The organism is Geodermatophilus obscurus (genome assembly GCF_900143215.1).
GTDB classification, from domain to species: Bacteria; Actinomycetota; Actinomycetes; order Mycobacteriales; family Geodermatophilaceae; genus Geodermatophilus; species Geodermatophilus obscurus_A.
The window spans coordinates 96979-119351 of sequence record NZ_FRDM01000008.1; the positions used below are offsets into that span (position 1 = coordinate 96979).

General features: G+C 74.4%; 22 protein-coding genes. 3 read left to right on the forward strand and 19 right to left on the reverse strand.

What is annotated here, in order from left to right; all coding sequences use genetic code 11:
• Nucleotides 1–55: 55 nt before the first annotated feature.
• Nucleotides 56–763: an MBL fold metallo-hydrolase gene (locus tag BUB17_RS10270; RefSeq protein ID WP_072917551.1), complete on the reverse strand. Its 708-nt coding sequence runs from the start codon at nucleotides 761–763 to the stop codon at nucleotides 56–58.
• 153 nt (nucleotides 764–916) lie between these two features.
• On the opposite strand from BUB17_RS10270, the gene BUB17_RS10275 reads away from it, so the two are divergent.
• The 3 genes from BUB17_RS10275 to BUB17_RS10285 are packed head-to-tail and all read left to right on the forward strand — an operon-like array spanning nucleotide 917 to nucleotide 3113.
• A complete protein-coding gene (locus BUB17_RS10275; RefSeq protein WP_072917554.1) occupies nucleotides 917–1744 on the forward strand; it encodes a peptidylprolyl isomerase in 828 nt (275 codons plus the stop codon).
• A complete protein-coding gene (locus BUB17_RS10280) occupies nucleotides 1741–2454 on the forward strand; it encodes a peptidylprolyl isomerase (protein ID WP_072917556.1) in 714 nt (237 codons plus the stop codon). The genes BUB17_RS10275 and BUB17_RS10280 overlap by 4 nt, the downstream gene beginning before the upstream one ends.
• The gene (locus BUB17_RS10285) at nucleotides 2454–3113 is read left to right on the forward strand and encodes a methyltransferase domain-containing protein (protein ID WP_072917559.1); all 660 of its coding nucleotides are present in this window, start codon (nucleotides 2454–2456) and stop codon (nucleotides 3111–3113) included. The genes BUB17_RS10280 and BUB17_RS10285 overlap by 1 nt, the downstream gene beginning before the upstream one ends.
• Nucleotides 3114–3192: 79 nt before the next feature.
• Here the strand turns inward: BUB17_RS10285 and BUB17_RS10290 are convergent, their stop codons facing one another.
• The 18 genes from BUB17_RS10290 to thrS all read right to left on the reverse strand — a co-directional run bounded on the left by BUB17_RS10290 (nucleotide 3193) and on the right by thrS (nucleotide 22332).
• Nucleotides 3193–5508 (reverse strand): RelA/SpoT family protein, encoded by a 2316-nt coding sequence (locus BUB17_RS10290; protein WP_072917768.1) that lies wholly within the window; start codon nucleotides 5506–5508, stop codon nucleotides 3193–3195.
• A gap of 387 nt (nucleotides 5509–5895) precedes the next feature.
• Complete coding sequence (locus BUB17_RS10295; protein WP_072917562.1) at nucleotides 5896–6489, reverse strand: adenine phosphoribosyltransferase; 594 nt, start codon at nucleotides 6487–6489, stop codon at nucleotides 5896–5898.
• Nucleotides 6486–7886, reverse strand: coding sequence for a protein translocase subunit SecF (secF, locus tag BUB17_RS10300; protein ID WP_072917564.1), 1401 nt, complete (start codon nucleotides 7884–7886; stop codon nucleotides 6486–6488). Before secF ends, BUB17_RS10295 begins: the two co-directional genes overlap by 4 nt.
• Nucleotides 7883–9517, reverse strand: a complete 1635-nt coding sequence (secD, locus tag BUB17_RS10305) for a protein translocase subunit SecD (RefSeq protein ID WP_072917567.1) — start codon at nucleotides 9515–9517, stop codon at nucleotides 7883–7885. Before secD ends, secF begins: the two co-directional genes overlap by 4 nt.
• A 14-nt stretch (nucleotides 9518–9531) precedes the next feature.
• Entirely contained in the window at nucleotides 9532–9864 is a 333-nt protein-coding gene (gene yajC / locus BUB17_RS10310) for a preprotein translocase subunit YajC (protein WP_072917569.1), read from the reverse strand.
• A 157-nt stretch (nucleotides 9865–10021) separates the two neighbouring features.
• Complete coding sequence (gene ruvB, locus BUB17_RS10315) at nucleotides 10022–11146, reverse strand: Holliday junction branch migration DNA helicase RuvB (protein ID WP_072917573.1); 1125 nt, start codon at nucleotides 11144–11146, stop codon at nucleotides 10022–10024.
• Nucleotides 11147–11198: 52 nt separating this feature from the next.
• Nucleotides 11199–11837 carry a Holliday junction branch migration protein RuvA gene (gene ruvA / locus BUB17_RS10320; protein ID WP_072917577.1) on the reverse strand — a complete coding sequence of 213 codons (639 nt, stop codon included), beginning with the start codon at nucleotides 11835–11837 and terminating at the stop codon, nucleotides 11199–11201.
• 61 nt (nucleotides 11838–11898) lie between these two features.
• A complete protein-coding gene (ruvC, locus tag BUB17_RS10325) occupies nucleotides 11899–12465 on the reverse strand; it encodes a crossover junction endodeoxyribonuclease RuvC (protein WP_072917581.1) in 567 nt (188 codons plus the stop codon).
• Nucleotides 12466–12665: 200 nt separating this feature from the next.
• On the reverse strand, nucleotides 12666–13415 hold the full coding sequence (locus tag BUB17_RS10330) for a YebC/PmpR family DNA-binding transcriptional regulator (RefSeq protein ID WP_072917584.1): 750 nt from the start codon (nucleotides 13413–13415) through the stop codon (nucleotides 12666–12668).
• Between the two features lie 76 nt (nucleotides 13416–13491).
• Entirely contained in the window at nucleotides 13492–14145 is a 654-nt protein-coding gene (pdxT, locus tag BUB17_RS10335; protein ID WP_072917587.1) for a pyridoxal 5'-phosphate synthase glutaminase subunit PdxT, read from the reverse strand.
• Between the two features lie 25 nt (nucleotides 14146–14170).
• Nucleotides 14171–15277, reverse strand: a complete 1107-nt coding sequence (locus BUB17_RS10340) for a heparan-alpha-glucosaminide N-acetyltransferase domain-containing protein (RefSeq protein WP_208983361.1) — start codon at nucleotides 15275–15277, stop codon at nucleotides 14171–14173.
• 58 nt (nucleotides 15278–15335) lie between these two features.
• The gene (pdxS, locus tag BUB17_RS10345; protein ID WP_280173870.1) at nucleotides 15336–16250 is read right to left on the reverse strand and encodes a pyridoxal 5'-phosphate synthase lyase subunit PdxS; all 915 of its coding nucleotides are present in this window, start codon (nucleotides 16248–16250) and stop codon (nucleotides 15336–15338) included.
• Between the two features lie 43 nt (nucleotides 16251–16293).
• Nucleotides 16294–16842, reverse strand: a complete 549-nt coding sequence (locus BUB17_RS10350) for a LemA family protein (RefSeq protein ID WP_072917589.1) — start codon at nucleotides 16840–16842, stop codon at nucleotides 16294–16296.
• Between the two features lie 11 nt (nucleotides 16843–16853).
• Nucleotides 16854–18068 (reverse strand): glycosyltransferase family 4 protein, encoded by a 1215-nt coding sequence (locus BUB17_RS10355; RefSeq protein WP_072917592.1) that lies wholly within the window; start codon nucleotides 18066–18068, stop codon nucleotides 16854–16856.
• Nucleotides 18068–19057: a phosphatidylinositol mannoside acyltransferase gene (locus BUB17_RS10360; RefSeq protein WP_244277119.1), complete on the reverse strand. Its 990-nt coding sequence runs from the start codon at nucleotides 19055–19057 to the stop codon at nucleotides 18068–18070. The genes BUB17_RS10355 and BUB17_RS10360 overlap by 1 nt, the downstream gene beginning before the upstream one ends.
• Before the next feature lie 14 nt (nucleotides 19058–19071).
• Nucleotides 19072–19728, reverse strand: a complete 657-nt coding sequence (gene pgsA / locus BUB17_RS10365) for a phosphatidylinositol phosphate synthase (protein ID WP_072917596.1) — start codon at nucleotides 19726–19728, stop codon at nucleotides 19072–19074.
• A 1-nt stretch (nucleotide 19729) separates the two neighbouring features.
• Nucleotides 19730–20308, reverse strand: a complete 579-nt coding sequence (locus BUB17_RS10370; protein ID WP_072917598.1) for an HIT family protein — start codon at nucleotides 20306–20308, stop codon at nucleotides 19730–19732.
• Nucleotides 20305–22332, reverse strand: a complete 2028-nt coding sequence (thrS, locus tag BUB17_RS10375; RefSeq protein ID WP_072917601.1) for a threonine--tRNA ligase — start codon at nucleotides 22330–22332, stop codon at nucleotides 20305–20307. The genes BUB17_RS10370 and thrS overlap by 4 nt, the downstream gene beginning before the upstream one ends.
• Nucleotides 22333–22373: the final 41 nt, after the last annotated feature.

Below are 22373 nucleotides of genomic sequence, written 5' to 3' on the forward strand. Positions count from 1 at the left end.
CTCGTCGGCCGCGTTCGCGGCGCTGCTGTGCGATCCGGTGAGCTCGCGAGCTCGCTCACAGCCCGCGCCCCTTCGGCGCCGGGCCCTCGCCCGCGGCGGCTTCGGCCAGATAGGGGTTGGTCGCCCGCTCGCGGCCGATCGTGGTGACCGGGCCGTGCCCGGGCAGCACCACCGTCTCGTCGTCCAGCGGCAGGACGACGTCCTGCAGCGAGCGCAGCATGTCCTCCCACGACCCGCCGGGGAGGTCGACCCGGCCCACGGACCCGGCGAAGAGCACGTCACCGGCCAGCAGGCCCGGGGCCCCGTCGAAGCCGGCGCCGAGGTCGAGGGAAAAGACCACCGAGCCCTGCGTGTGCCCAGGGGCGTGCCGCACCGTCAGCTCGACGCCGGCCAGCGACAGCACCACGCCGTCGTCCAACGGCTTCACGTCGGCCGGGTCGGGCAGCCGGACGCCGGTGACCAGCGGGGCCAGCTGCGAGCCGTGCCAGCGGGCCGGGTCGCTGAGCATCCCGGAGTCGGCCGGGTGCAGGTAGGCGGGGATGTCGTAGCCGTCGCAGACCGGCAGCACGGAGAAGGTGTGGTCGAGGTGGCCGTGGGTGAGCACGACGGCGACCGGCTTGAGGCCGTCGTCGGCGAGCATGCGGGCCAGCGGCTCGACGGCGTCCATGCCGGGGTCCACCACCACGCACTCCTGCCGGGGCCCGGGGGCGACGGCGTAGCAGTTGGTGCCGAACGCGCCGGCCGGGAACGAGCGGATGAGCACCCGTGCAGGTTACGCGGGGCCTCCGCGCCGCTCCGGGCCTCTCCACTGCCAGGGACCGGTCAGGCCCGGCACCTAGACTCGGGGCTCCGACCAGCGGGGTGCGGGCGCACCCGGACGTCCCCCCGCAGCCGTGCGTCTCGAGGAGTACCACCCGTGCCCAGCAACAAGCAGCGGCGGGAGGCCGCCCAGCGGCGCCTGCAGCGCCAACTGGAACGCCGCGCCGAGCTGGCGCGCAAGCGCCGTCGCAACCTGCTCATCGGGGTCACCGCCGCCGCGGTCGTGCTCGTCGTCGCCACCGTCCTGCTGATCACCGGGATCGGCGGCGACGACACCGATCCCGCCGCCGCGGAGCCCACGCCCACGCCGGCCGCCCCGGCCACGCCGGGCGTCGTCGACGGCAGCGACGGCACCTGCGACTGGACGCCGGCCGATCCCACCGCCAACCCGAACCTGCAGGCCGACACCGGCACCCCGCCGGTCGAGGTGACGCCGACCGGCACGACCGAGATCGACATCACCACGAACTTCGGCCCGATCGGCCTCACGCTGGACAACGCCAACGCCCCGTGCGGGGTGGCGAGCATGGTCCACCTGGCCGGCCAGGGCTACTTCGACGACACGGTCTGCCACCGGGAGACCGACTCCGCGGGCCTCGCGGTCCTGCAGTGCGGTGACCCGAGCGGCACCGGCGCCGGCGGCCCGGCCTACGAGTTCCCGACCCAGGTCACCGGCGGGGAGACGTACCCGCGCGGCACGGTGGCCATGGCCAACAGCGGCCAGGGCTTCGACGGCAGCCAGTTCTTCCTCGTCCACGGCGACAGCCAGCTGCCGCCGTCCTACACCGTCCTCGGCACCATCGACGAGGTCGGCCTGGCCACGCTCGACACCATCGCCGCCAACGGCAACGACGGCAGCAACGGCCCGGGGGACGGTGCGCCCACCCAGGAGGTCCGCATCCAGTCGCTGACGGTGGCCGCGTGAGCCGGCGGCCGCGCGCGGCGGCCGGCCTCACCGGGGCGCTGCTCGCGCTGAGCGCCTGCGGCGGCGACTCCGCCGCCGAGGGCAGGCAGGACGGCGGCAACGGCTCGGGCGGCGACGGTGCGGCGGCCTCGGGCACGGTGACCTGCGCGTGGGGCGAGGGCTCCTCGGCCAACCCCTACCTCACGGAGGTGGCTCCGCCGGAGGACGTCGTCCCCGCGGCCGGCACCACCGACCTGCGGGTGGCGACCAACCTGGGCGAGCTCACCGTCACGCTGGACCGGGCGGCCACCCCGTGCGCCGCCGCCAGCCTGGTGCACCTCTCCGAGCAGGACTTCTTCGATGACACCGCCTGCCACCGCGAGGTCGACAGCGAGGGGCTGCAGGTGCTGCAGTGCGGCGACCCGACCGGCACCGGCGCCGGCGGGCCGACCTACACCTCCCCGACCGAGGTGACCGGCGAGGAGACCTACCCGCGCGGCACCGTCGCGATGGCCAACAGCGGCCAGGGCTTCGACGGCAGCCAGTTCTTCTTGGTGTGGGGCGACAGCCGGTTGCCGCCGGCGTACACCGTCGTGGGCACCGTCGACGAGGCCGGGCTCGCGGTGCTCGACCAGGTCGCGGTCAACGGCAACGACGGCTCGCTGGAGCCGAGCCCTGGCGGCGGCGCCCCGAACGTCCCGGTGACCATCGAGTCCGTCACCGTCGCCTGATGGGCCCGGCCGCGCCCGACCCCTACGCGGGCTTCCCGCGAGCGTTCTTCGAGCGCGCCGACGACCGGGACGACGCCGTCTTCTACGCCCCTCCGCGGCTGGTCACGCACATCGACGACGCCGCGATCGCCGCCGTGGGCGACCTCTACGCCGAACTGGCCATCGACGGGACCGCGCCCGGACCCCGGCGGGTGCTCGACCTGATGTCGTCGTGGGTCTCGCACTTCCGGACGCCGCCGTCCGAGCTCGTCGTGCTCGGCATGAACGCCGACGAGCTGGCGGCGAACCCGGCGGCCACGGAGCGGGTGGTCCACGACCTCAACGCCGATCCGCGGGTCCCCCTGCCTGACGCCGACGTCGACGCGGTCGTCTGCTGCGTGTCGATCGACTACCTGACCCGGCCCATCGAGGTGCTGGCCGACGCCGGGCGCGTGCTGCGCCCCGGCGGCCCGCTGGCGATCACCTTCTCCAACCGGTGCTTCCCCACCAAGGCCGTCCGCGGCTGGCTGTCCACCGACGACGACCAGCACGGCCGGGTCGTCGCCGAACTGGTCCGCCGTACGGGCCTGTTCGACGAGCCGCACGTCGAGCTGCGGACGCCCTGGGGGGTCGGCGACCCGCTGTTCGCGGTGACCGCCACCCGGCTGGCGACGAGGTGACGTCCGTCACTCAGCCGGCGACACCGGCGATCTCACCCCGTTCGGGACCACCAGGCGTGCGCGATCGCCGATCTCGCCGCTAGGCGGTGACGCGCTCGACGTCGAAGACGCCCTCGACGTTGCGCACCGTCTGCAGCACCGCGCCCAGGTGCGCCGGGTCGGCCAGCTCGAAGGTGAACCTGCTGATGGCCACGCGGTCGCGGCTGGTCTGGACCGACGCCGACAGGATGTTCACCCGCTCGTCGGCCAGCGCCTTGGTGACGTCGGAGAGCAGCCGGTGCCGGTCCAGCGCCTCCACCTGGATGGCCACCAGGAACACCGAGCCCGGCTGCGAGGCCCACTCGACCTCGACGAGGCGCTCGGGCTTGCGCTCGAGGTCGGCGGCGTTGGTGCAGTCGGTGCGGTGCACGCTCACCCCACCACCGCGGGTCACGAAACCCAGGACGGCGTCACCGGGTACCGGGGTGCAGCACTTGGCGAGCTTGGCCCACACGTCGGTCATGCCGTGGACGACGATGCCCGGGTCGCCGCCGGCGGAGCGGCGGTGCACCGGGCGGCGCATCGGGATGGTCGTCTCGGCGATGTCCTCGGCCGCGCCCTCGGCGCCGCCCAGCGCGGCGATGAGCTTCTCGACGATCGACGAGGCGGAGATCTGGTTCTCCCCCACCGCGGCGTACAGCGCGGTCACGTCGGCGTAGCGCAGGTCCTTGGCCAGGGTGGCCAGCGCGTCGTCGCGGAGCAGCCGCTGCAGCGGCAGGCCCGCCTTGCGCATCGCCCGGGTCAGCGCCTCCTTGCCCGCCTCGACGGCGTCCTCGCGGCGCTCCTTGGTGAACCACTGGCGGATCTTGGTGCGCGCGCGGGACGAACCGACGAACGCCAGCCAGTCCTGCGACGGCCCGGCGGTCGGCGACTTGGAGGTGAAGATCTCGACGACGTCGCCGTTGCCGAGCTTGCTGTCCAGCGAGACCAGCGTGCCGTTGACGCGGGCGCCGATGCACCGGTGCCCGACCTCGGTGTGCACCGCGTAGGCGAAGTCCACCGGGGTGGCGTTCCCCGGCAGGCTCACCACGTCGCCCTTGGGCGTGAAGACGAAGACCTCCTGCGGACCGAGGTCGTAGCGCAGGGTTTCCAGGAACTCGCCGGGCTCCTGCGCCTCTCGCTGCCAGTCCAGCAGCTGGCGCAGCCACAGCATGTCGTCGGGCGAGCCGGTCTTGGCGCCCCGGGACCCGCCGTCACCGGTCTTGCCGCCGGGCCTCGCCTTCTCCTTGTACTTCCAGTGCGCGGCGATGCCGTACTCGGCGGTGCGGTGCATGTCGTGCGTGCGGATCTGCAGCTCGACCGGCTTGCCCTGCGGCCCGATCACCGTCGTGTGCAGCGACTGGTACATGTTGAACTTCGGCATCGCGACGAAGTCCTTGAACCGGCCGGGCACCGGCTGCCAGTGCGCGTGCATGATGCCCAGCGCCGCGTAGCAGTCGCGGACCGAGTCGACCAGGATCCGGATGCCGACGAGGTCCCAGATGTCGGTGAAGTCCCGGCCGCGGACGATCATCTTCTGGTAGATCGAGTAGTAGTGCTTGGGCCGGCCGGTGACGACGGCCTCGATGCCGGCCGTCTTCAGCTGGTCGGTGACCGCCGCGGTGACCTCGGCGAGGTAGGTGTCCCGCGACGGCGCCCGCTCGGCGACCAGCCGCACGATCTCGTCGTAGCGCTTGGGGTAGAGGGTGGCGAACGCGAGGTCCTCGAGTTCCCACTTGATCGTGTTCATACCCAGCCGGTGGGCCAGCGGGGCGAGGATCTCCAGCGTCTCGCGCGCCTTCTTCTCCTGCTTCTCCGGCGGGAGGAAGCGCAGTGTGCGCATGTTGTGCAGCCGGTCGGCGAGCTTGATGACCAGCACCCGGGGGTCGCGGGCCATCGCTACGATCATCTTGCGGATCGTCTCGGCCTGGGCGGCGTCCCCCAGCTTGACCCGGTCGATCTTGGTGACGCCGTCGACCAGGTGGGCGACCTCGGGGCCGAACGCCTCGCTGATCGACTCCAGCGTCTGGCCGGTGTCCTCGACCGTGTCGTGCAGGAGCGCCGCGACCAGCGTGGTGGTGTCCATGCCCAGCCCGGCCAGGATGGTGGCCACGGCCAGCGGGTGGGTGATGTAGGGGTCGCCGCTCTTGCGCTTCTGCGTCTCGTGCGCGGCCTCGGCGACGTCGTAAGCCCGCTGGAGGAGGGCGAGGTCGGCCTTGGGGTGGCTCTGCCGGTGGAGCACCGCGAGCGGCTCGAGCACCGGGCGGACCACGGTGCTGCGCTGGCCGGCGACGATGCGCCGGGCCAGCCGGTCGCGCACTCGGCGCCGGGGTGCGCCGCCGTGCGTGTCGTGCTCGCCGGGGGGCTCGGTGTCCACGTCGTCGGGACGGCGGACCAGCGGGCGGCTCGGCAGTGGCGGGCGATCGGCTCCGTCGGCGGCGCTGGTACCCGGGGGCGGGGCCGGCGCTCCGTCCCCGCCCGGCGGAGCTGGCGCCCCGTCCCCGCCCGGCGGAGCCGGCGCCCTGTCCCCGCCCGGCAGGGCCGGCGCCCTGTCCCCGCCCGGCAGGGCCGGCGCCCTGTCCCCGCCCGGCAGGGCCGGCGCCCTGTCCCCGCCCGGCAGGGCCGGCGCGTCGGGCCGCGCGGCAGCCACGTTGGTGGCGGCGTCGGGGCCCATGGCGACTCCTGCTCAGCCGTTGGACGGGTGACCCTCCCCATGCTAGACGGGAAGCCCCTGCTCGCGACCCCGTCCGGGGTCACCTACCTCTCAGGTGGTCCAGAGCGCGTGCACGGTGTGCGGCGCCAGTTGCTGCCGCCCGGCGAGGTCGGTCAGCTCGATGACCACCGACACCGCCACCACGACACCGCCGAGCCCCTCGATGAGCGACACGCTGGCGGCCAGGGTGCCGCCGGTGGCCAGCACGTCGTCGACCAGCAGCACCCGCTGCCCCGGGGTGAGGGAGTCGGTGTGCACCTCGAGGGTCGCGGTGCCGTACTCGAGCGCGTAGTCCGCCGAGAGCCGCTCGCGCGGCAGCTTGCCGGCCTTGCGGACCGGCACCACGCCCACGCCGGCCTGCAGCGCCACCGCGGCGGCGAGCAGGAAGCCGCGGGCCTCGACGCCGACGACGACGTCGAAGCCGGGGTCGCCGGTGCCCGGGGTGGCGAGCGCGGCCGCGCGGGGGTCCACGAGGGTCGGGGCGGCCAGCCCCTCGACCATCCGGCGGAAGGCGGCCCCGTCGGCGAACACCGGCGTGAGGTCGCGGAAGACGACCCCGGGCTGCGGGAAGTCCGGGATGTCGACGGCGAGCGAGGCGATGAGCTCGTCCAGCGGCAGACCGCCCGCCTCGGTGGCGGCGCTCACCGGCGCCTACGGCCGCCGGAGCGGCGGGTGCCCGACTGCGGACGGGCGCCGGGTCGCGGCGCGGCGGTCGCACCGCTGCGGGGGGACGGCCGCGCGTCGGGACGCACCGACTCCGGCGACTCGACCACGACGTCGGCCTGCGCCGGGCCGAGGTCCAGCTCGCGCTCGGCGAGCGCGACCCCGGCCGTCCGCGGGGCGGCGCCGCCCCCGCGGCGGGCGCTGGCGACCGGACCGGCACCCGTTCGCCGGTCCCCGCCCTGCCGCGCCTGGGAGGACCGGCGGGCGAGCACCCGACGGCGCAGCGCCTGCACCTCCGGCTCGCGCTCCTTGAGGTCCGCGACGATCGGCGTGGCCAGGAAGATCGAGGAGTAGGCGCCCGCGGCCAGACCCACGAACAGCACCAGGGCCAGGTCCTTGAGCGTCCCGACGCCGAGCAGCCCGGCGCCCACGAACAGCAGGCCGGCCACCGGGAGCAGCGCGATCACCGAGGTGTTGATCGAGCGCATCAGGGTCTGGTTGACCGCCAGGTTGGCCGCCTCGCCCCAGGTCATCCGCGCCGACTTGTCCAGGTCCTTGACGTTCTCGTCGACCTTGTCGAAGACGACGACGGTGTCGTAGAGCGAGAAGCCGAGGATGGTGAGGAACCCGATCACCGTCGAGGGCGTCACCTCGAAGCCGACGAGCGCGTAGACCCCCGCCGTGACGACGATGTCGTGCACCAGCGCCGCGATCGCACCGACCGCCATCTTCGGCTGGAAGCGGACCGCCAGGAACAGCACGACCGCGACGAGGAAGACGGCGAGGGCGACCAGCGCCTGGCGGGTGATGTCCTGGCCCCACTCCGGGCTGACCGCCTCGGGGCTGACCTGGGACGGTTCGACGCCGGCCGCGGCCGCGACCGCGTCGACGACCGCGCGCTCGGTCTCGTTGTCCAGCGCGCCGGTGCGCAGCAACAGGGCGTTGCCGCCGACGACCTGGGCCGAGGCGACCTCGGCTCCGGCGTCCTCCGCGGCCTCCCGCACCTCGGCGAGCTGCTCGGTGCTCCCCGGCAGCCGCAGGCTGTTGCCGCCGGCGAAGTCGATGCCGAAGTTGAACCCCCGGAAGACCATGGCGGCGATGCACAGCAGGACCACCACCGCGGTGACCCGGTAGATCAGCCGGCTGCGGCCGACGACGTCCAGCCCGGCCTCGCCGTTGTAGAGCCGGTGCGACAGGGAGCCGCGGTGCCGTGGACGCCGGCTGGTCCCGCCCTCGCGGGGCAGGCCGGCCGCGTCCAGCGCGGTCTCGTCGGCGGCCGCGGCGGCGTCGTCGGTGGCGCTGCCGGCGGCGGCCGCCTCGTCGGCATCGGTGCCCACGGGCAGCTCGTCGGCGCCCGGTCGGGGATCGCGGCCGGTCATGCGTCGCTCCTGTCCTGCGCGGTGCGGCCGGCGCCGGTGGCGACGAGCTCGCGATCCCGGGGAGGACGGCGGCTCGCAGCCGGGCGCGGGCGGTCGAGGCTGCCGCCCAGGCCGGAGAAGCGGCTGCTGCCGAAGACGCGGTAGCGGGCCAGCACAGCCATCAGCGGGTGGGTGAAGAGGAAGACGACGACCAGGTCCAGGACCGTCGACATGCCCAGCGTGAAGGCGAAGCCCTTGACGTCGCCGATCGCCAGCACGTAGAGGATCGCCGCGGCCAGGAAGCTGACCGCGTCGGCCGAGAGGATCGTGCGGCGGGCGCGGACCCACGCGCGCGGCACGGCCGAGCGCAGGGTGCGGCCCTCGCGGATCTCGTCCTTGAGCCGCTCGAAGTACACGACGAACGAGTCCGCGGTGATGCCCAGCGACACGATGAACCCGGCGATGCCGGCGAGGCTGAGCGTGAAGCCGATCTGCCGGCCCAGCACCACCAGGACGCCGTAGACGACCACCGCCGACAGCACCAGGCTGGCGATCATCACCAGGCCGAGCAGCCGGTAGTAGAGCAGCGCGTAGAGGAACACCAGCGCGATGCCTATGGCGCCGGCGATCAGGCCGGCCTGCAGCTGCTCGGCGCCCAGCTCGGTGGAGATGGACTGCGCGGTCGCCTGGGTGAAGGTCAGCGGCAGCGCGCCGTAGCGCAGCTGGTTGGCCAGCTCCTCGGCGCTCTCCTGGTCGAAGGAGCCGCTGATGGTGGTCGGGTTGCTGGTGATCGCCACCTGGATGGTGGGTGCGGAGATGACCCGGCCGTCGAGGGTGAAGGCGACGTTGTTGCCGACGTTGGCCGCGGTGTAGGCCGCCCAGGTGGCCTCGGCGTCGCGGTCGAAGTCCAGCAGGACGACCCACTCACCGGTGCCCTGCTGGGTGCCGGCGCTGGCGTCGGCGACCTGGGTGCCCTCGATGATCGCCGGGCCGAGCAGGTACTTGGCCGACCCGTCCTCGGTGCACGCGGCGACGTAGCTCTCCGGCAGGTCGACCTCGGGGGTGGTGTCCTCCGGATCGCAGGTGAGCGTGGCGTACTCCGCCGCGGCCTGCTCCTGGGTGACCGGCGGGGCCCCGGGCTCGGGCAGCGAGGGGTCGGCGACGGCGCCGTCGGACGGCGTGGCGGGGTCGGCGGGCGCCGCCGGGTCAGACGGCGTGGCGGGGTCGGCGGGCGCGGCCGACTCCCCTGCCGGGGTCTCCTCGGCGGCCGGGGTGGCCGGCTCGGGGCCCTGGATGACCGGGCGGAAGCGCAGCTGGGCGGTCTGGCCCAGCTCGCGCGCCTGCTCGCCGTCGTCCCCGGGGACCGAGATGACGATGTTCGAGTCGCCCTCGGTCACCACCTCGGCCTCCGCGACGCCGAGGCCGTTGACCCGCTGCTCGATGATCTGGCGGGCCAGCTCCAGCTCGGTGGGGTCGGGGGCCTGGCCGTCGGGCGTGGCCGCGGCGAGGGTGACCGTCGTCCCGCCGCGCAGGTCGAGGCCGAGCTGCGGGGTGCGGGTGTCTCCGGTGAGGAAGACGAGGCCGTACAGGACGGCGACGACGAGCAGGAAGGCGCCGAAGTACCGGCGGGCGGGCAGCGTGCGCTGGGCCACGGGGCGGCTCCGGGTCAGCGGGTGCGGTCGGCCGGGCCGCCGTCCGCGTCGTCCCCGGGCAGCACCGGACCGTCGGCCGGGCCGGCCACCGCGGGCTTGCGGATCTCGAGGACCGCCTGCCGGGCGAAGGTGACCACCACGCCGGGGGCGATCTCCAGGTCCACGGTGCCCTCACCGAGCGCGGCGACGGTGCCGTGCATGCCGGCCGTCGTCATGACCGGGGTGCCCAGGGTCAGCGACTCCTGCAGCGTCCGCTGCTGCTCCTGGATCTTCTTGCGCTGCCGCGCCGGGAGCACGATGAGCAGCACGAAGGCCAGGACCAGGATGACGAGCGGGAACAACTCCACGACAGATGTGCCTCTCTACCGCGCCGTACGGGCCGCGGTGGGTGCGGCCCGGGACGGGGCCGCGTCGGGTGCGTCGGCTGCGGCGCGGGGACATCCGGGCAGCCGAGCGGGCCACGCGCGGCGACGCCGGACGAGTTGCGCGCCAGCGCTCCGCAGTCTAGGCGTCGAACAACGTCTCTGACGACGAACCCGGGGCCTGTGGGTCGGCTGTGACCCGACCGAGGGGGACGCCGCCGCGCGGCACCGGTTGGCCCAGGTGGTGCCAGGCCGCCTCGGTGGCCACCCGCCCGCGGGGGGTGCGGGCCAGCAGGCCGGCGCGGACGAGGAACGGCTCGCACACCTCCTCCACGGTGTGCGGCTCCTCCCCCACGGCCACCGCGAGGGTGGCGACGCCCACCGGACCGCCGCCGAACTTGGTGACCAGCGCGTCGAGCACCGCCCGGTCCAGCCGGTCCAGGCCCAGCTCGTCGACGTCGTAGAGCGCGAGCGCGGCCTCGGCGACCGCCCGGGTCACCCGCCCGTCGGCGCGCACCTCCGCGTAGTCGCGCACCCGGCGGAGCAGCCGGTTGGCGATGCGCGGCGTGCCGCGGGACCGGCCGGCGATCTCCGCCGAGCCGTCCGCGGTGAGCTCGACACCCAGCAGCGCGGCGCTGCGGGCCAGCACCCGCTCCAGCTCGGCCGGCTCGTAGAACTCCATCTGCCCGACGAAGCCGAACCGGTCGCGCAGCGGCCCGGTGAGCAGCCCGGCGCGGGTGGTGGCCCCGACCAGGGTGAAGGGGTTGATCTCCAGCGGGATCGCGGTGGCCCCCGGCCCCTTGCCGACGACGACGTCGACCCGGAAGTCCTCCATCGCCATGTAGAGGAGCTCCTCGGCCGGACGGGCGATGCGGTGGATCTCGTCGATGAAGAGCACGTCGCCCGGGGCCAGGTTGGACAGCATCGCGGCGAGGTCACCGGAGCGCTCGATCGCCGGGCCGCTGGTGATCTTCACCGCCGTCCCGAGCTCGGAGCCGATGATCAGCGCCAGGCTGGTCTTGCCGAGGCCGGGCGGGCCGGAGAGCAGCACGTGGTCCGGCGGGCGGCCGCGCCGCTTGGCGCCCTCGAGGACCAGCTCCAGCTGGCGGGCCACCTTGGGCTGGCCGATGAAGTCGGTGAGCGAGTGCGGCCGCAGGGCCGACTCGACGACCCGCTCCTCGTCCCCGGCTGCCGCCGACACCGAGAAGTCGCGCGTGAGGCCCTCCGCCGGCTCGGCGGGCAACCCGCGGTCGAAGGGGCTGCTCATCGGATCACCCGCTCGCTCAGCGCCGGCGGAGCCGGCACGGTCACCCAGCCGCTCACGATCGGCCCAGCAGGCGCAGCGCCTGGCGCAGCAGGACGGCCACCTCGACCGAGCCGGTGGCGGTGACCTGCTCGTCGGCCAGCGGGGCGAGCTGGACGATCGCCGCGTCGGCCTCCTTGCCCGTCCAGCCCAGGCTGACCAGGGCCGAGGCCAGCTGGTCGCGCCACGGGGTGACGGGGGTGACCGCCGGCAGGCCCGCGGGGGCGGCGCCGTCGAGCTGGGTGTCGGTCGAGGTGACGCCGAGCCGGTCGCGCAGCTCGAGGATCAGCCGCTCGGCGCCCTTCTTGCCGATGCCGGGGACCTGCATGAGCGCCTTGACGTCGGCCATCGACACCGCCCGGCGCACCTCGCGCGGCGGGTGGATGGCGAGCACGGCCTGCGCCAGCCGCGGTCCCACGCCGTTCGCCGTCTGCAGCAGCTCGAACAGCTGGCGCTCGTCGTCGTCGGCGAAGCCGTAGAGGGTCAGCGAGTCCTCGCGCACCACCAGGCTGGTCGCCAGCCGCGCGCTCTCCCCCACCTGCAGCCGGGCGATGGTGCCCGGCGTGCACTGCACCGCCAGACCGACTCCGCCGACCTCGACCACCGCGCCGTCCGGCGACACCGCGGCCACCCGGCCGTTCACGCTCGCGATCACCGTCGCACCCCCGTCGGGCTCGCCGCGCAGCCGCGGGGCGGCACACCGGTCAGCAGTGTGCTCACCGGGACACCCCCTGCCAGCGCGGCAGCGTCCGCCGCACCACCGGCGCGCCGATCCCGCCCGCCAGCGCGGCCACCCGGAGCCGCTGCTGCGCCGGCCCGCGCCAGGCGTGGCAGACCGCGAGCGCCAGCGCGTCGGCGGCGTCGGCCGGCTTGGGGGCCGCCGCGAGCCCCAGCACCCGGGTGACCATCAGGGTGACCTGCTCCTTGTCCGCGCGGCCGCTGCCGGAGATGGCGGCCTTGACCTCGCTCGGGGTGTGCCAGGCGACCGGCCGGTCGGCCTGCGCGGCGGCCAGCGCGGCCACGCCCGCGGCCTGCGCCGTCCCCGTGGCGGTGCCCTTGTTGTTCTGGGTGAAGACCCGCTCGATCGCCACGACGTCGGGGCGGTGCTCGCGCAGCAACGCGGTGACGGCGGTGTGCAGCTCCAGCAGCCGCAACTCGAGGTCGAGCTCTGCAGCGGTGCGCACGACCCCCACGCCGACCGCGGTCGGCCGCGCGCCGGGGCGGCCGTCGACCACCCCCCAGCCGCACCGGGTGAGGCCCGGGTCGATACCGAGCACCCGCATGGAGGCGCCTCCTGCCGTCAGCCGAACTGGTGTTCGACCCACGGTAGCCGTCCGGGGCGACGGGACGACGCGACACGCCCGCGCGAGCGGACGTGCGGGCACGGCCCCCTCGCGGGAGCCCGCCGCCGGCCCCGTCCAGGGCGCCGCCCCGAGCCCGTGGGGGGCAGGACGGGGCCTCCCGTGGCAGGGGCGAGGGAGTGCTAGATCTTCTCGAGCACCTCGTCGGGGACGTCGTAGTTGGCGTAGACGTTCTGCACGTCGTCGCAGTCCTCGAGCGCGTCGATCAGCCGGAACACCTTGCCCGCGGCCTCCTCGTCGAGCTCGACGGAGACGCTGGGCACGAAACCGGCGTCGGCCGAGTCGTAGTCGATGCCGGCGTCCTGCAGGGCGGTGCGCACGGCGACCAGGTCGGTGGGCTCGCACACGACCTCGAAGCTGTCGCCCTGGTCGCGGACCTCCTCGGCGCCGGCGTCGAGCACCGCCATGAGCACGGTGTCCTCGTCGACCGCGTCGGACCTCGGCACCACGATGACGCCCTTGCGGGAGAACAGGTAGGACACCGAGCCGGGGTCGGCCATCGACCCGCCGTTGCGGGTCATCGCGGTGCGCACCTCCATGGCCGACCGGTTCCTGTTGTCGGTCAGGCACTCGATGAGGACGGCGACCCCGCCGGCCGCGTAGCCCTCGTAGGTGATCGTCTGGTAGTCGACGCCACCGGCCTCCAGACCGGCGCCCCGCTTGACCGCGCGGTCGATGTTGTCGTTGGGCACCGAGCTCTTCTTCGCCTTCTGGATGGCGTCGAACAGCGTCGGGTTGCCCCCCGGGTCACCGCCGCCGGTGCGCGCCGCGACCTCGATGTTCTTGATCAGCTTGGCGAAGAGCTTGCCGCGCTTGGCGTCGATCCCGGCCTTCTTGTGCTTGGTCGTCGCCCACTTGGAGTGGCCGCTCACGAATCCTCCTCGCTGGCGCTCGTCGGCCGCGTTCGCGGCCCCGCTCCTGTGCCCGCCGCTGAGCTCGCAAGCTCGCTCACGAAGTGCCCCTCTCGTTCCCGGCGTCCACGCCGGCCTGCTCGGCCAGGTGACGGCGGACGATCTCCACGAACAGCGCGTGCACCCGGCGGTCCCCGGTCAGTTCGGGGTGGAAGCTGGTGGCCAGCAGGTTCCCCTGGCGGACCGCGACGATCCTACCGTCGGCGGGTCCGCCGACGACCCGGCCGAGGACCTGCACGCCCTCCCCTGCCTGCTCCACCCACGGCGCCCGGATGAAGACGGCGTGCACCGGACCGCCGGCCACGCCGTCGATCTCGACCTGCGACTCGAAGGAGTCCACCTGCCGGCCGAAGGCGTTGCGGCGCACCGTCACGTCCAGCCCCCCGACGGTGACCTGGTCGGCCGGGGCGTCCAGCAGCCGGTCGGCCAGCATGATCATCCCGGCGCAGGAGCCGTACACCGGCAGCCCGCCGGCCACCGCGTCGCGCAGCGGTCCCAGCAGCCCGAACCGCGTGGCCAGCCTGGCCATGGTGGTCGACTCCCCACCGGGGACGACGAGGGCGTCGACCTCGGCCAGCTCCTCGGGACGGCGCACGGTCACCGCCTCGGCACCGAGCTCGGTCAGCGTCGCGAGGTGCTCCCGGACGTCGCCCTGCAGGGCCAGCACACCGACGACGGGCTCCCTCGACACGAGGGACCAGGCTACGGCCCGCAGCTCACGGCCCGGCTGCCCGCCGCGAGCTCCAGGTCAGCAGCCGTTCCAGCGGGCCGCGGCCCAGCTGGAGCCGCCAGACCGTGGCCAGCACCAGGGCGGTGAGGGTGAACGCGGCCCAGGTCCCCCAGTCGTCGTTGCCGGCGGCCAGCACCCGGATGGCGACGATCTGCGCGGAGTAGACGGTGAGGGCGAGCGCGCCCACGGAGGCCAGCGGGTACGTCAGCCGCGGCAACAGGTCGGCGACCACCAGGCACACCCCGATGACGGCGACCGCGACGCCGCCGGAGCCGACCACCTCGAACGTGGTCGACGTGTGCGGCTGAGCGCCGGCGAACCAGGCCGGGTCCCACGTGCCGGAGGTGCCGAAACCGGCCTCGATCCCGTCCAGGTCCTGTCCCGGTGCGAGCTGCCGGGTGCTCATCCAGCCGCCGAGGTACCCCAGGACCGCGGCGCCGGTCCCGCCCACGACCAGCACCGCACGCACCCGCGCCGTCCGCAGGTCGAGGCGGCCCACCGCCAGGCCGACCAGCACGAAGGCCAGCCAGACCGCCGCGGGGTAGTAGCCGGTGAACATCAGGAACGTGAAGGCGTTGCCCTCCTCGTCCAGCTCGGTGGCGTACCGGCCGACCGCGAGGGTGAGCGGCGGCGCAGCCAGGGCGACGACGCCAGCGGCCAGCAGCAGCCGTGCCGGCGGCCAGGTCAGGAAGGGCAGCGCGAGCCCGAAGAGCGCCGCGTAGACGCCGAGGATCACCGCGATGTCGGTGTCCAGCAGCTCCAGGACGCCGCCGATGGCGAACACCCAGGCGGCGCGGACGAGGATGCGGCTGCGGGCCCGGGCCAGTTCCCGGCCGGTCGCCGTGGTGCGGCCCCCGGAGAGCAGCGCGATGGAGACGCCGGCCAGCGTGGCGAACAGGATCGACGGCCGGCCGTCGACCAGCGCCGTCCAGGTGGACGGGCTCCAGCCGAGCTCGCCGGTGTCACCCAGGTGGGCGGCGAACATGCCGAGGACGGCGATGCCGCGGGCGACGTCGAGACCACCGACCCGCTCCCCGGGAACGAGCGCCGGCCGGGTGCCGGCGGCAGGGGGGTCTGCCAGGGAGGCGGTCACGGACCGAGCGTAGGAGCCCGTGCCGGACGGATCGAGGAGATCACCCTCTGGGGGGAGGTCACCAGCCTCGGGTGGCGTACCGCTGGCTGTCCGGCAGCGTGGCGACGTCGATGCCGACCATCGGCTCACCCAGCCCGCGGGAGACCTTGGCGATCACGTCGGGGTCGTCGGAGAACGTGGTGGCCTCCACGATGGCCGCGGCCCGCTGCGCGGGGTCGCCGGACTTGAAGATGCCCGAGCCGACGAAGACGCCCTCGGCGCCCAGCTGCATCATCATCGCGGCGTCCGCGGGGGTGGCGATGCCGCCGGCGGTGAACAGCACGACCGGCAGCTTGCCGAGCCGGGCGACCTCGGCGACCAGTGCGTGCGGGGCCCGCAGCTCCTTGGCCGCGACGAACAGCTCGGTCTCGTCGAGGGTGCCCAGCCTGCGGATGCCGGCGCGGATGGCCCGCACGTGCCGCACGGCCTCGACGACGTTCCCGGTGCCGGCCTCGCCCTTGGAGCGGATCATCGCCGCGCCCTCGGCGATCCGCCGCAGCGCCTCGCCCAGGTCGGTCGCGCCGCACACGAAGGGCACGGTGAACCCGCTCTTGGCGATGTGGTGCGCCTCGTCGGCCGGGGTGAGCACCTCGGACTCGTCGATGTAGTCGACCCCGAGGCTCTGCAGCACCTGGGCCTCGACGAAGTGCCCGATCCGGGCCTTGGCCATGACCGGGATGGAGACCGCGTCGATGATGTCCTGGACCATGTCCGGGTCGCTCATCCGCGCGATGCCGCCCTGGGCGCGGATGTCGGCGGGCACCCGCTCGAGGGCCATGACCGCGACCGCGCCGGCGTCCTCGGCGATGCGCGCCTGCTCGGGGGTGACGACGTCCATGATGACGCCGCCCTTGAGCTGCTCGGCCATGCCGCGCTTGACGGCCATGGTCCCGGTGGTGCTGGTGCCGGGTGCGGACGCGCTGTGCTCTGTCACGGGGACTGCCTCGGTCTCGGACGTCGGGGAGGGGCTCCCGATGCTACGGGCGCCCACGGCCACCCCCGGCGGCGCTGCCCGTGACCTCGCGCAGGTCGTCCTCGATGTCGAAGAACCGCGGCACCGGACGGGAGGCGTGCAGCCGCAGCAGGGTGGGCAGCCGCCGGGTGCGCAGCGCGGAGGTGTCGCGGACGGCGTCGTTGTAGAAGCGCCGGGCCAGGCCGATGCGGGTCGCCGTCCCCGCCAGGTCGGCACGCAGCGCGGTCGGCACGCCCGGCAGGTCGGCCGGGAGCTCGCGCAGCTCGCGGCCCAGGGCGTTCTCGACCAGCTCCCGGTCACCGGTCCGCGGGGCGCGGACCTCGCGGACGCACGCCCGCAACCGGGCGGCCCGCTCCTCCCCCACCGCGGCGGCGTGATCGCGGGCCAGCTCCTCGGCCAGCTCGGCGCGCCGCGCCAGCTGGGTGTCCAGGACGGTCCAGGTCCGCGCGACGCGCGCCTCCAGCCGGCCCAGCCGGGTGAGGGTCCAGGTCACCCAGGCCGCCAGCAGCAGGACGACGGCGGCGGTGAGCAGCAGCCAGACGTCGGGTGTCACGACGGGTCAGGCTAGCGCTGCACCCACCGCCGCAGGGCCGACCGGGTCGGGACGTCACCCGGGACGGTGGCCAGGTCGGCCGGCTCGTCGTCCGACGCGGTGACCGCGCCGCTGCCGGGCAGGACGACGGTCTCGTAGACGGCGAGCACGCGGCGGGCCACCACCGACCAGTCGTACTCCGCGGCGACCCGCCGGCCGGTGTCGGACAGCCGCGCCCGGCGCTCCGGATCCGCGAGCAGGTCGGACAGGGCGCGGGCGAGGTCGCGGGCGTCGCCGCGGCGCACCAGCCCCTCGGCCGCGCCGTCCCCCAGCACGGCGGCGAAGGCGTCGAGGTCACTGGCCACGATCGGGGCCCCGGCGGCCATGGCCTCGATGAGGACGATCCCGAAGGACTCCCCCAGCAGGTTGGGCGCGCAGTACACGTCCACCGACCGCAGGAACGCGCCCTTCTCCGCCTCGCTGAGCTCACCGAGCAGCGACACGTGCGGAGCGAGGTCGTCCCCGACCAGCTCACGGACGGCCTCGGGGTCGCCGCGGCCGGCGATGAGCAGCTGGGCGCCGGGGTGCCGGCGGACGACGGTGCGCATCGCCTCGAGCAGCACCGGGAGGCCCTTGCGCGGCTCGTCGTAGCGGCCGAGGAAGCCGATCGTCGGCCCGTCGACGCCGCGGGTGCGGCCGGGCAGCGAGGGCCCCTCCGCGAAGGCCGCGACGTGCACGCCGTTGGGGATGATCACCGCGTCGCCGCCGAGGTGCTCGACCTGCACCCGGCGGGCGAAGTCCGACACCGCGATGCGTCCGGAGATCTTCTCCAGCCACGGGCGGATGAGGGGGCCGACGGCAGCCAGCCACTTGGAGCGGGTCGTGGCGGCGTGGAACGTGGCCACGACGGGGCCGGTGGCGACCATGCAGACCACCAACGAGACCGAGGGCGTCGCCGGCTCGTGCACGTGGACGACGTCGAAGTGGCCCTCCCGCAGCCAGCGCCGCACGCGGGTGGCGCTGACCGGCCCGAGCTGCAGGCTGGCCATCGAGCCGTTGTACGGCACCGGCACGGCGCGCCCGGCCCAGGTCGCGTGCTCGGCCGGGAGGGACTCCTCCCGCTCCGCGGGGGTCAGCACCTCGACGTGGTGGCCCAGGCCGCGCAGCGTCTCCGCCAGGTCCCGCACGTGGTACTGCACGCCGCCGGGGACGTCCCACGGGTAGGGGCAGACCAGCCCGATGCGCATCAGCCGCGCCCCCGCCGGGGCGGATCGGGCGGGACGTCGTCCCAGACGCGGCCGAGGACGTGCCAGTCCTCGGGGTGCTCGGCGATGCCAGCGGTGAAGACGTCGGCCACGTCCTGCATGGCGGTGCTGACGCGCTCGCGCAGCCGGCCGGGCCCATCCACCGGGACCTCGGGGGAGACGACGTGCCGCCAGCCGGTCTCGGTGAAGTGCGACACCGCCGGGTGCAGGGCGGCGCCGGTCTGCGCGGCCAGCAGCGCGGGCCCGCCCGGCATGGTCGTCCGGCGGCCGAAGAGGTCCACCGGCACGCCGCCGGAGCCGAGGTCCCGGTCGACCAGCAGGCAGATCATGCCGCCGCTCTCCAGCCACTCGCGCAGCACGGCCGAGCTGGGGCGGGGCCCGCCGGTGAGCGGCACGACCCGCATGCCGAGCGTCTCGCGGAACTCCAGGAACCGCCGGTAGAGGGACTCGGGCCGCAGCCGCTCCGCGACGGTCATGAAGGGCCCGTCCAGGAAGTCGACCAACCAGACGCCGGCGACGTCCCAGTTGCCGCTGTGCGGCAGCGCGACGATCAGCCCCCGGCCCTCGTCGCGGGCCCGCTGCAGGTGCTCGCGGCCGGGCAGCTCGGTGCCGTCGAGGATCCGCTGCACACCCAGCCGCGACAGCCGGAACGCCTCCTGCCAGTAGCGGGCGTAGGAGCACACGCCCCGCACGGTCAGCTCGTGGAGCGCCTCCTCGTCGAGCCGGCCCCCGGTGGCGACGCGGAGGTTGGCGCGCAGCTGCCGCACCCCGCGGCCCTCGCGCGCGGCGGCCCAGCGGCCGGCGGCGTCGAAGGCGCCCCGGGCCACCGGCTCGGGCAGCGCCTTCACCGCGCTCCAGCCGGCGGCGTAGCCCAGATCGGTGAGCCGTGCCGTGGCTCGGGCGCGCCGCCCCGGATCGCCCGGGACCAGCCGCAGCCCGGGAACGCGCGGGGTCGCCGTGCCTGTGTCCACCCCGGGCGCGTCGGTCACAGCAGCAGGCCCGGGGGCGGCGGGGTCGACGGCGGTGGAGTGGGCAGGGCCCGGCCGCGGGCCTGCCGGTGGACGGCGACGAACCGCTGGGCGACGGTGACCGCGCTGCCCACGGTGAGCACCCACAGCGCGACGTGCAGCGCGTAGGGGATGCCCAGGCCGAGGAACCCGGTGCCGACCAGCACGAGGATCAGCCGCTCGGTGCGCTCCACGACGCCGACGTCGCAGGTCAGCCCCATGCCCTCGGCCCTGGCCTTGACGTAGGAGGTGAGCACGCCGAGCACCAGGCACAGCAGCGCCAGCAGCACGATGAGCCGGTTGTCGCCGGCCCCGGAGAACCACCAGACCAGCGCGCCGAAGATCGCCGCATCGGCCGCGCGGTCGCCGGTGGAGTCCAGCACCGCGCCGAACGCCGAGCCGCCGCCGCGGGCCCGGGCCAGCGCGCCGTCCAGCATGTCCAGGAGTACGAAGACGGTGACGGTGAACGCGCCCCAGAACAGCTGCCCGGTCGCGATCAGCCCGACGGCGCCGGCGATCGCGCCGAGCGTGCCGACCAGCGTGACCGCGTCGGGGGTGACCCCGGCCCGGGCGAGCCGGGCCACGACCGGCGCCCAGAACCGGCCCACCGCGGCGCGTGCGTTGACGCCGAGCACCTCAGGCCTCCGGGACGGGCCGGCCGTCCGGCCAGTGCTGGGCCAGCAGCGCCCGGGTCTCCCGCAGCACCTGCGGCAGCACGCGGGTCAACCCGATGACCGGCATGAAGTTGGTGTCCCCGCCCCACCGCGGCACGGCGTGCTGGTGCAGGTGGTCGGCGATGCCGGCGCCGGCGACCGAGCCCTGGTTCATGCCGATGTTGAAGCCGTGCGCCCCGGACACCGCGCGCACGACCCGCATGGCCGTCTGCGTGAACCCCCCGAGCTCGGCGACCTCGGCCGCCGTCAGGTCGGTGTAGTCCGGCACGTGCCGGTAGGGCACGAGCATCAGGTGCCCGGCGTTGTACGGGTACAGGTTGAGGACGGCGAAGACGTGCTCGCCGCGCGCGACGACGAGCCCCTCCTCGTCGTCCATCTGCGGGATCAGGCAGAACGGGCAGTCGTGCGCACCGGTGGGCTTGCCCTCGCCGCGGATGTAGGCCATCCGGTACGGCGTCCACAGGTGCTCGAAGACCGTGGCCGGGCCGCCGTCGTCACGGGAGACGGCGATCCGGGAAGCCTCCTCCGACTCGGTGCTCATCCGGCCACCAGCGCCTCGGCGGTCGGGTCGGTGTTCGCCCGGCTCGCGATCCACTCGGCGACGGCGGCCACCGCCTTCTCGACCGGCACGCCGTTGTGCTGGCTGCCGTCGCGGAAGCGGAAGGAGACCGCGCCGGCCTCGGCGTCGGTCGCCCCGGCGATGAGCACGAAGGGGGTCTTCTGCTTGCTGGCGGTGCGGATCTTCTTCTGCATGCGGTCGTCGGAGTCGTCGATCTCCACGCGGATGCCCCGGGCCCGCAGCTGCAGGGCGACGTCGCGCAGGTAGCCGACCTGCTCGTCGGTGACCGGGATGCCGACGACCTGCACCGGGGCCAGCCAGGCCGGGAAGGCGCCGGCGTAGTGCTCGGTGAGCACGCCCATGAACCGCTCGATCGAGCCGAACTTCGCCGAGTGGATCATCACCGGCTGCTGCCGCGTGCCGTCGGAGGCGCTGAACTCCAGGCCGAAGCGGGCCGGCTGGTTGAAGTCGTACTGGATGGTCGACATCTGCCAGGTGCGGCCGATGGCGTCCCGCGCCTGCACGGAGATCTTCGGGCCGTAGAACGCCGCGCCGCCGGGGTCGGGCACCAGCTCCAGCCCGGTCTCCTTGGCGGCCTCCTCGAGCACGGCGGTGGCCACCGCCCACTCCTCCTCGGTGCCGATGAACTTGTCCGAGTCGCCGCGGGTGGACAGCTCGAGGTAGTAGTCGTCCAGGCCGAAATCGCTCAGCAAGCCCAGCACGAAGGCGAGCAGGTGCCGGATCTCCCCGGGCGCCTGCTCGGGGGTCACGTAGCTGTGCGAGTCGTCCTGGGCGAAACCGCGCACCCGGGTGAGCCCGTGGATCACGCCGGACTTCTCGTAGCGGTAGACCGATCCGAACTCGAACAGCCGCAGCGGCAGCTCCCGGTAGGACCGCCCGCGGGACCTGAAGATCAGGTTGTGCATCGGGCAGTTCATGGCCTTGAGGTAGTACTCGGTGTTCTCGAACTCCATCGGCGGGAACATCGTGTCCGCGTAGTACGGCAGGTGGCCGGAGGTCTCGAACAGCCCGCGCTTGCTGATGTGCGGCGTGCCGACGTAGTCGAAGCCCTCCTCGATGTGCCGGCGGCGGACGTAGTCCTCCATCTCCCGCTTGACCACCCCGCCCTTGGGGTGGAAGACGGGCAGCCCGGAGCCGATCTCGTCGGGGAAGCTGAACAGGTCCAGCTCCACGCCGAGGCGCCGGTGGTCGCGGCGTTCGGCCTCGGCCAGCTGCTCCAGGTACGCCTTGTGCGCCTCCCTGCTCTCCCAGGCGGTGCCGTAGATGCGCTGCAGCTGCGGGTTCTTCTCGCTGCCCCGCCAGTAGGCGGCCGCCGACCGGGTGAGGGAGAAGGCCGGGATGTTCGACGTGCGCGGCAGGTGCGGGCCGCGGCACAGGTCGGTCCAGACCAGGTCGCCCGTGCGGGCGTCCCGGTTGTCGTACATGGTCAGCTGCGCCCCGCCGACCTCGACGGAGGCGCCATCATCCGAGGACGCAGCCTCGCCGCCCTTGAGGCCGATCAGCTCCAGCTTGAACGGCTCGTGGGCGAGCTCGGCCTGCGCGTCGGCGTCGCTGATCTCCCGGCGGGAGAAGTACTGGCCGGCCCGGACGATCTCGGTCATCCGCTTCTCGAGGGCCTGCAGGTCCTCGGGGGTGAAGGGCCGGTCGGGGGCGAAGTCGTAGTAGAAGCCGTGCTCCACCGGCGGGCCGATGCCCAGCCGGGTGCCGGGGAAGAGGTCCTGCACGGCCTGGGCCAGCACGTGGGCGGCCGAGTGCCGGATCACCGCGCGGCCCTCGGGGCTGGCGGCGGGCACCGGCTCGACCTCGGCGTCGCCCTCGGGGACCCAGGCGAGGTCCTTGAGGTCGCCGGTCGCCAGGTCCCGGACGACGACCGCGCCGTCCGGCCCCTTGAGCGGGGTGCCGGCCGCTCTCAGCGCCTCCTGGGCCGTCGTCCCGGCCGGCACCCGGATCGGGGCGGGAGCGGCGGAGGTGGGCGCGGCTGACACGGGGGCTCCTGCGGGGTCGACGAACGGGCGCTCCCGAGCCT

Coding starts and splice junctions, on each gene's coding strand:
- BUB17_RS10285 (WP_072917559.1), top strand. CDS start 2,454: ATGGGCCCGGCCGCGCCCGACCCCTACGCGGGCTTCCCGCGAGCGTTC.
- secF (WP_072917564.1), bottom strand. CDS start 7,886: ATGACCGGCCGCGATCCCCGACCGGGCGCCGACGAGCTGCCCGTGGGC.
- ruvB (WP_072917573.1), bottom strand. CDS start 11,146: ATGAGCAGCCCCTTCGACCGCGGGTTGCCCGCCGAGCCGGCGGAGGGC.
- ruvC (WP_072917581.1), bottom strand. CDS start 12,465: ATGCGGGTGCTCGGTATCGACCCGGGCCTCACCCGGTGCGGCTGGGGG.
- BUB17_RS10355 (WP_072917592.1), bottom strand. CDS start 18,068: ATGCGCATCGGGCTGGTCTGCCCCTACCCGTGGGACGTCCCCGGCGGC.
- BUB17_RS10370 (WP_072917598.1), bottom strand. CDS start 20,308: ATGAGCACCGAGTCGGAGGAGGCTTCCCGGATCGCCGTCTCCCGTGAC.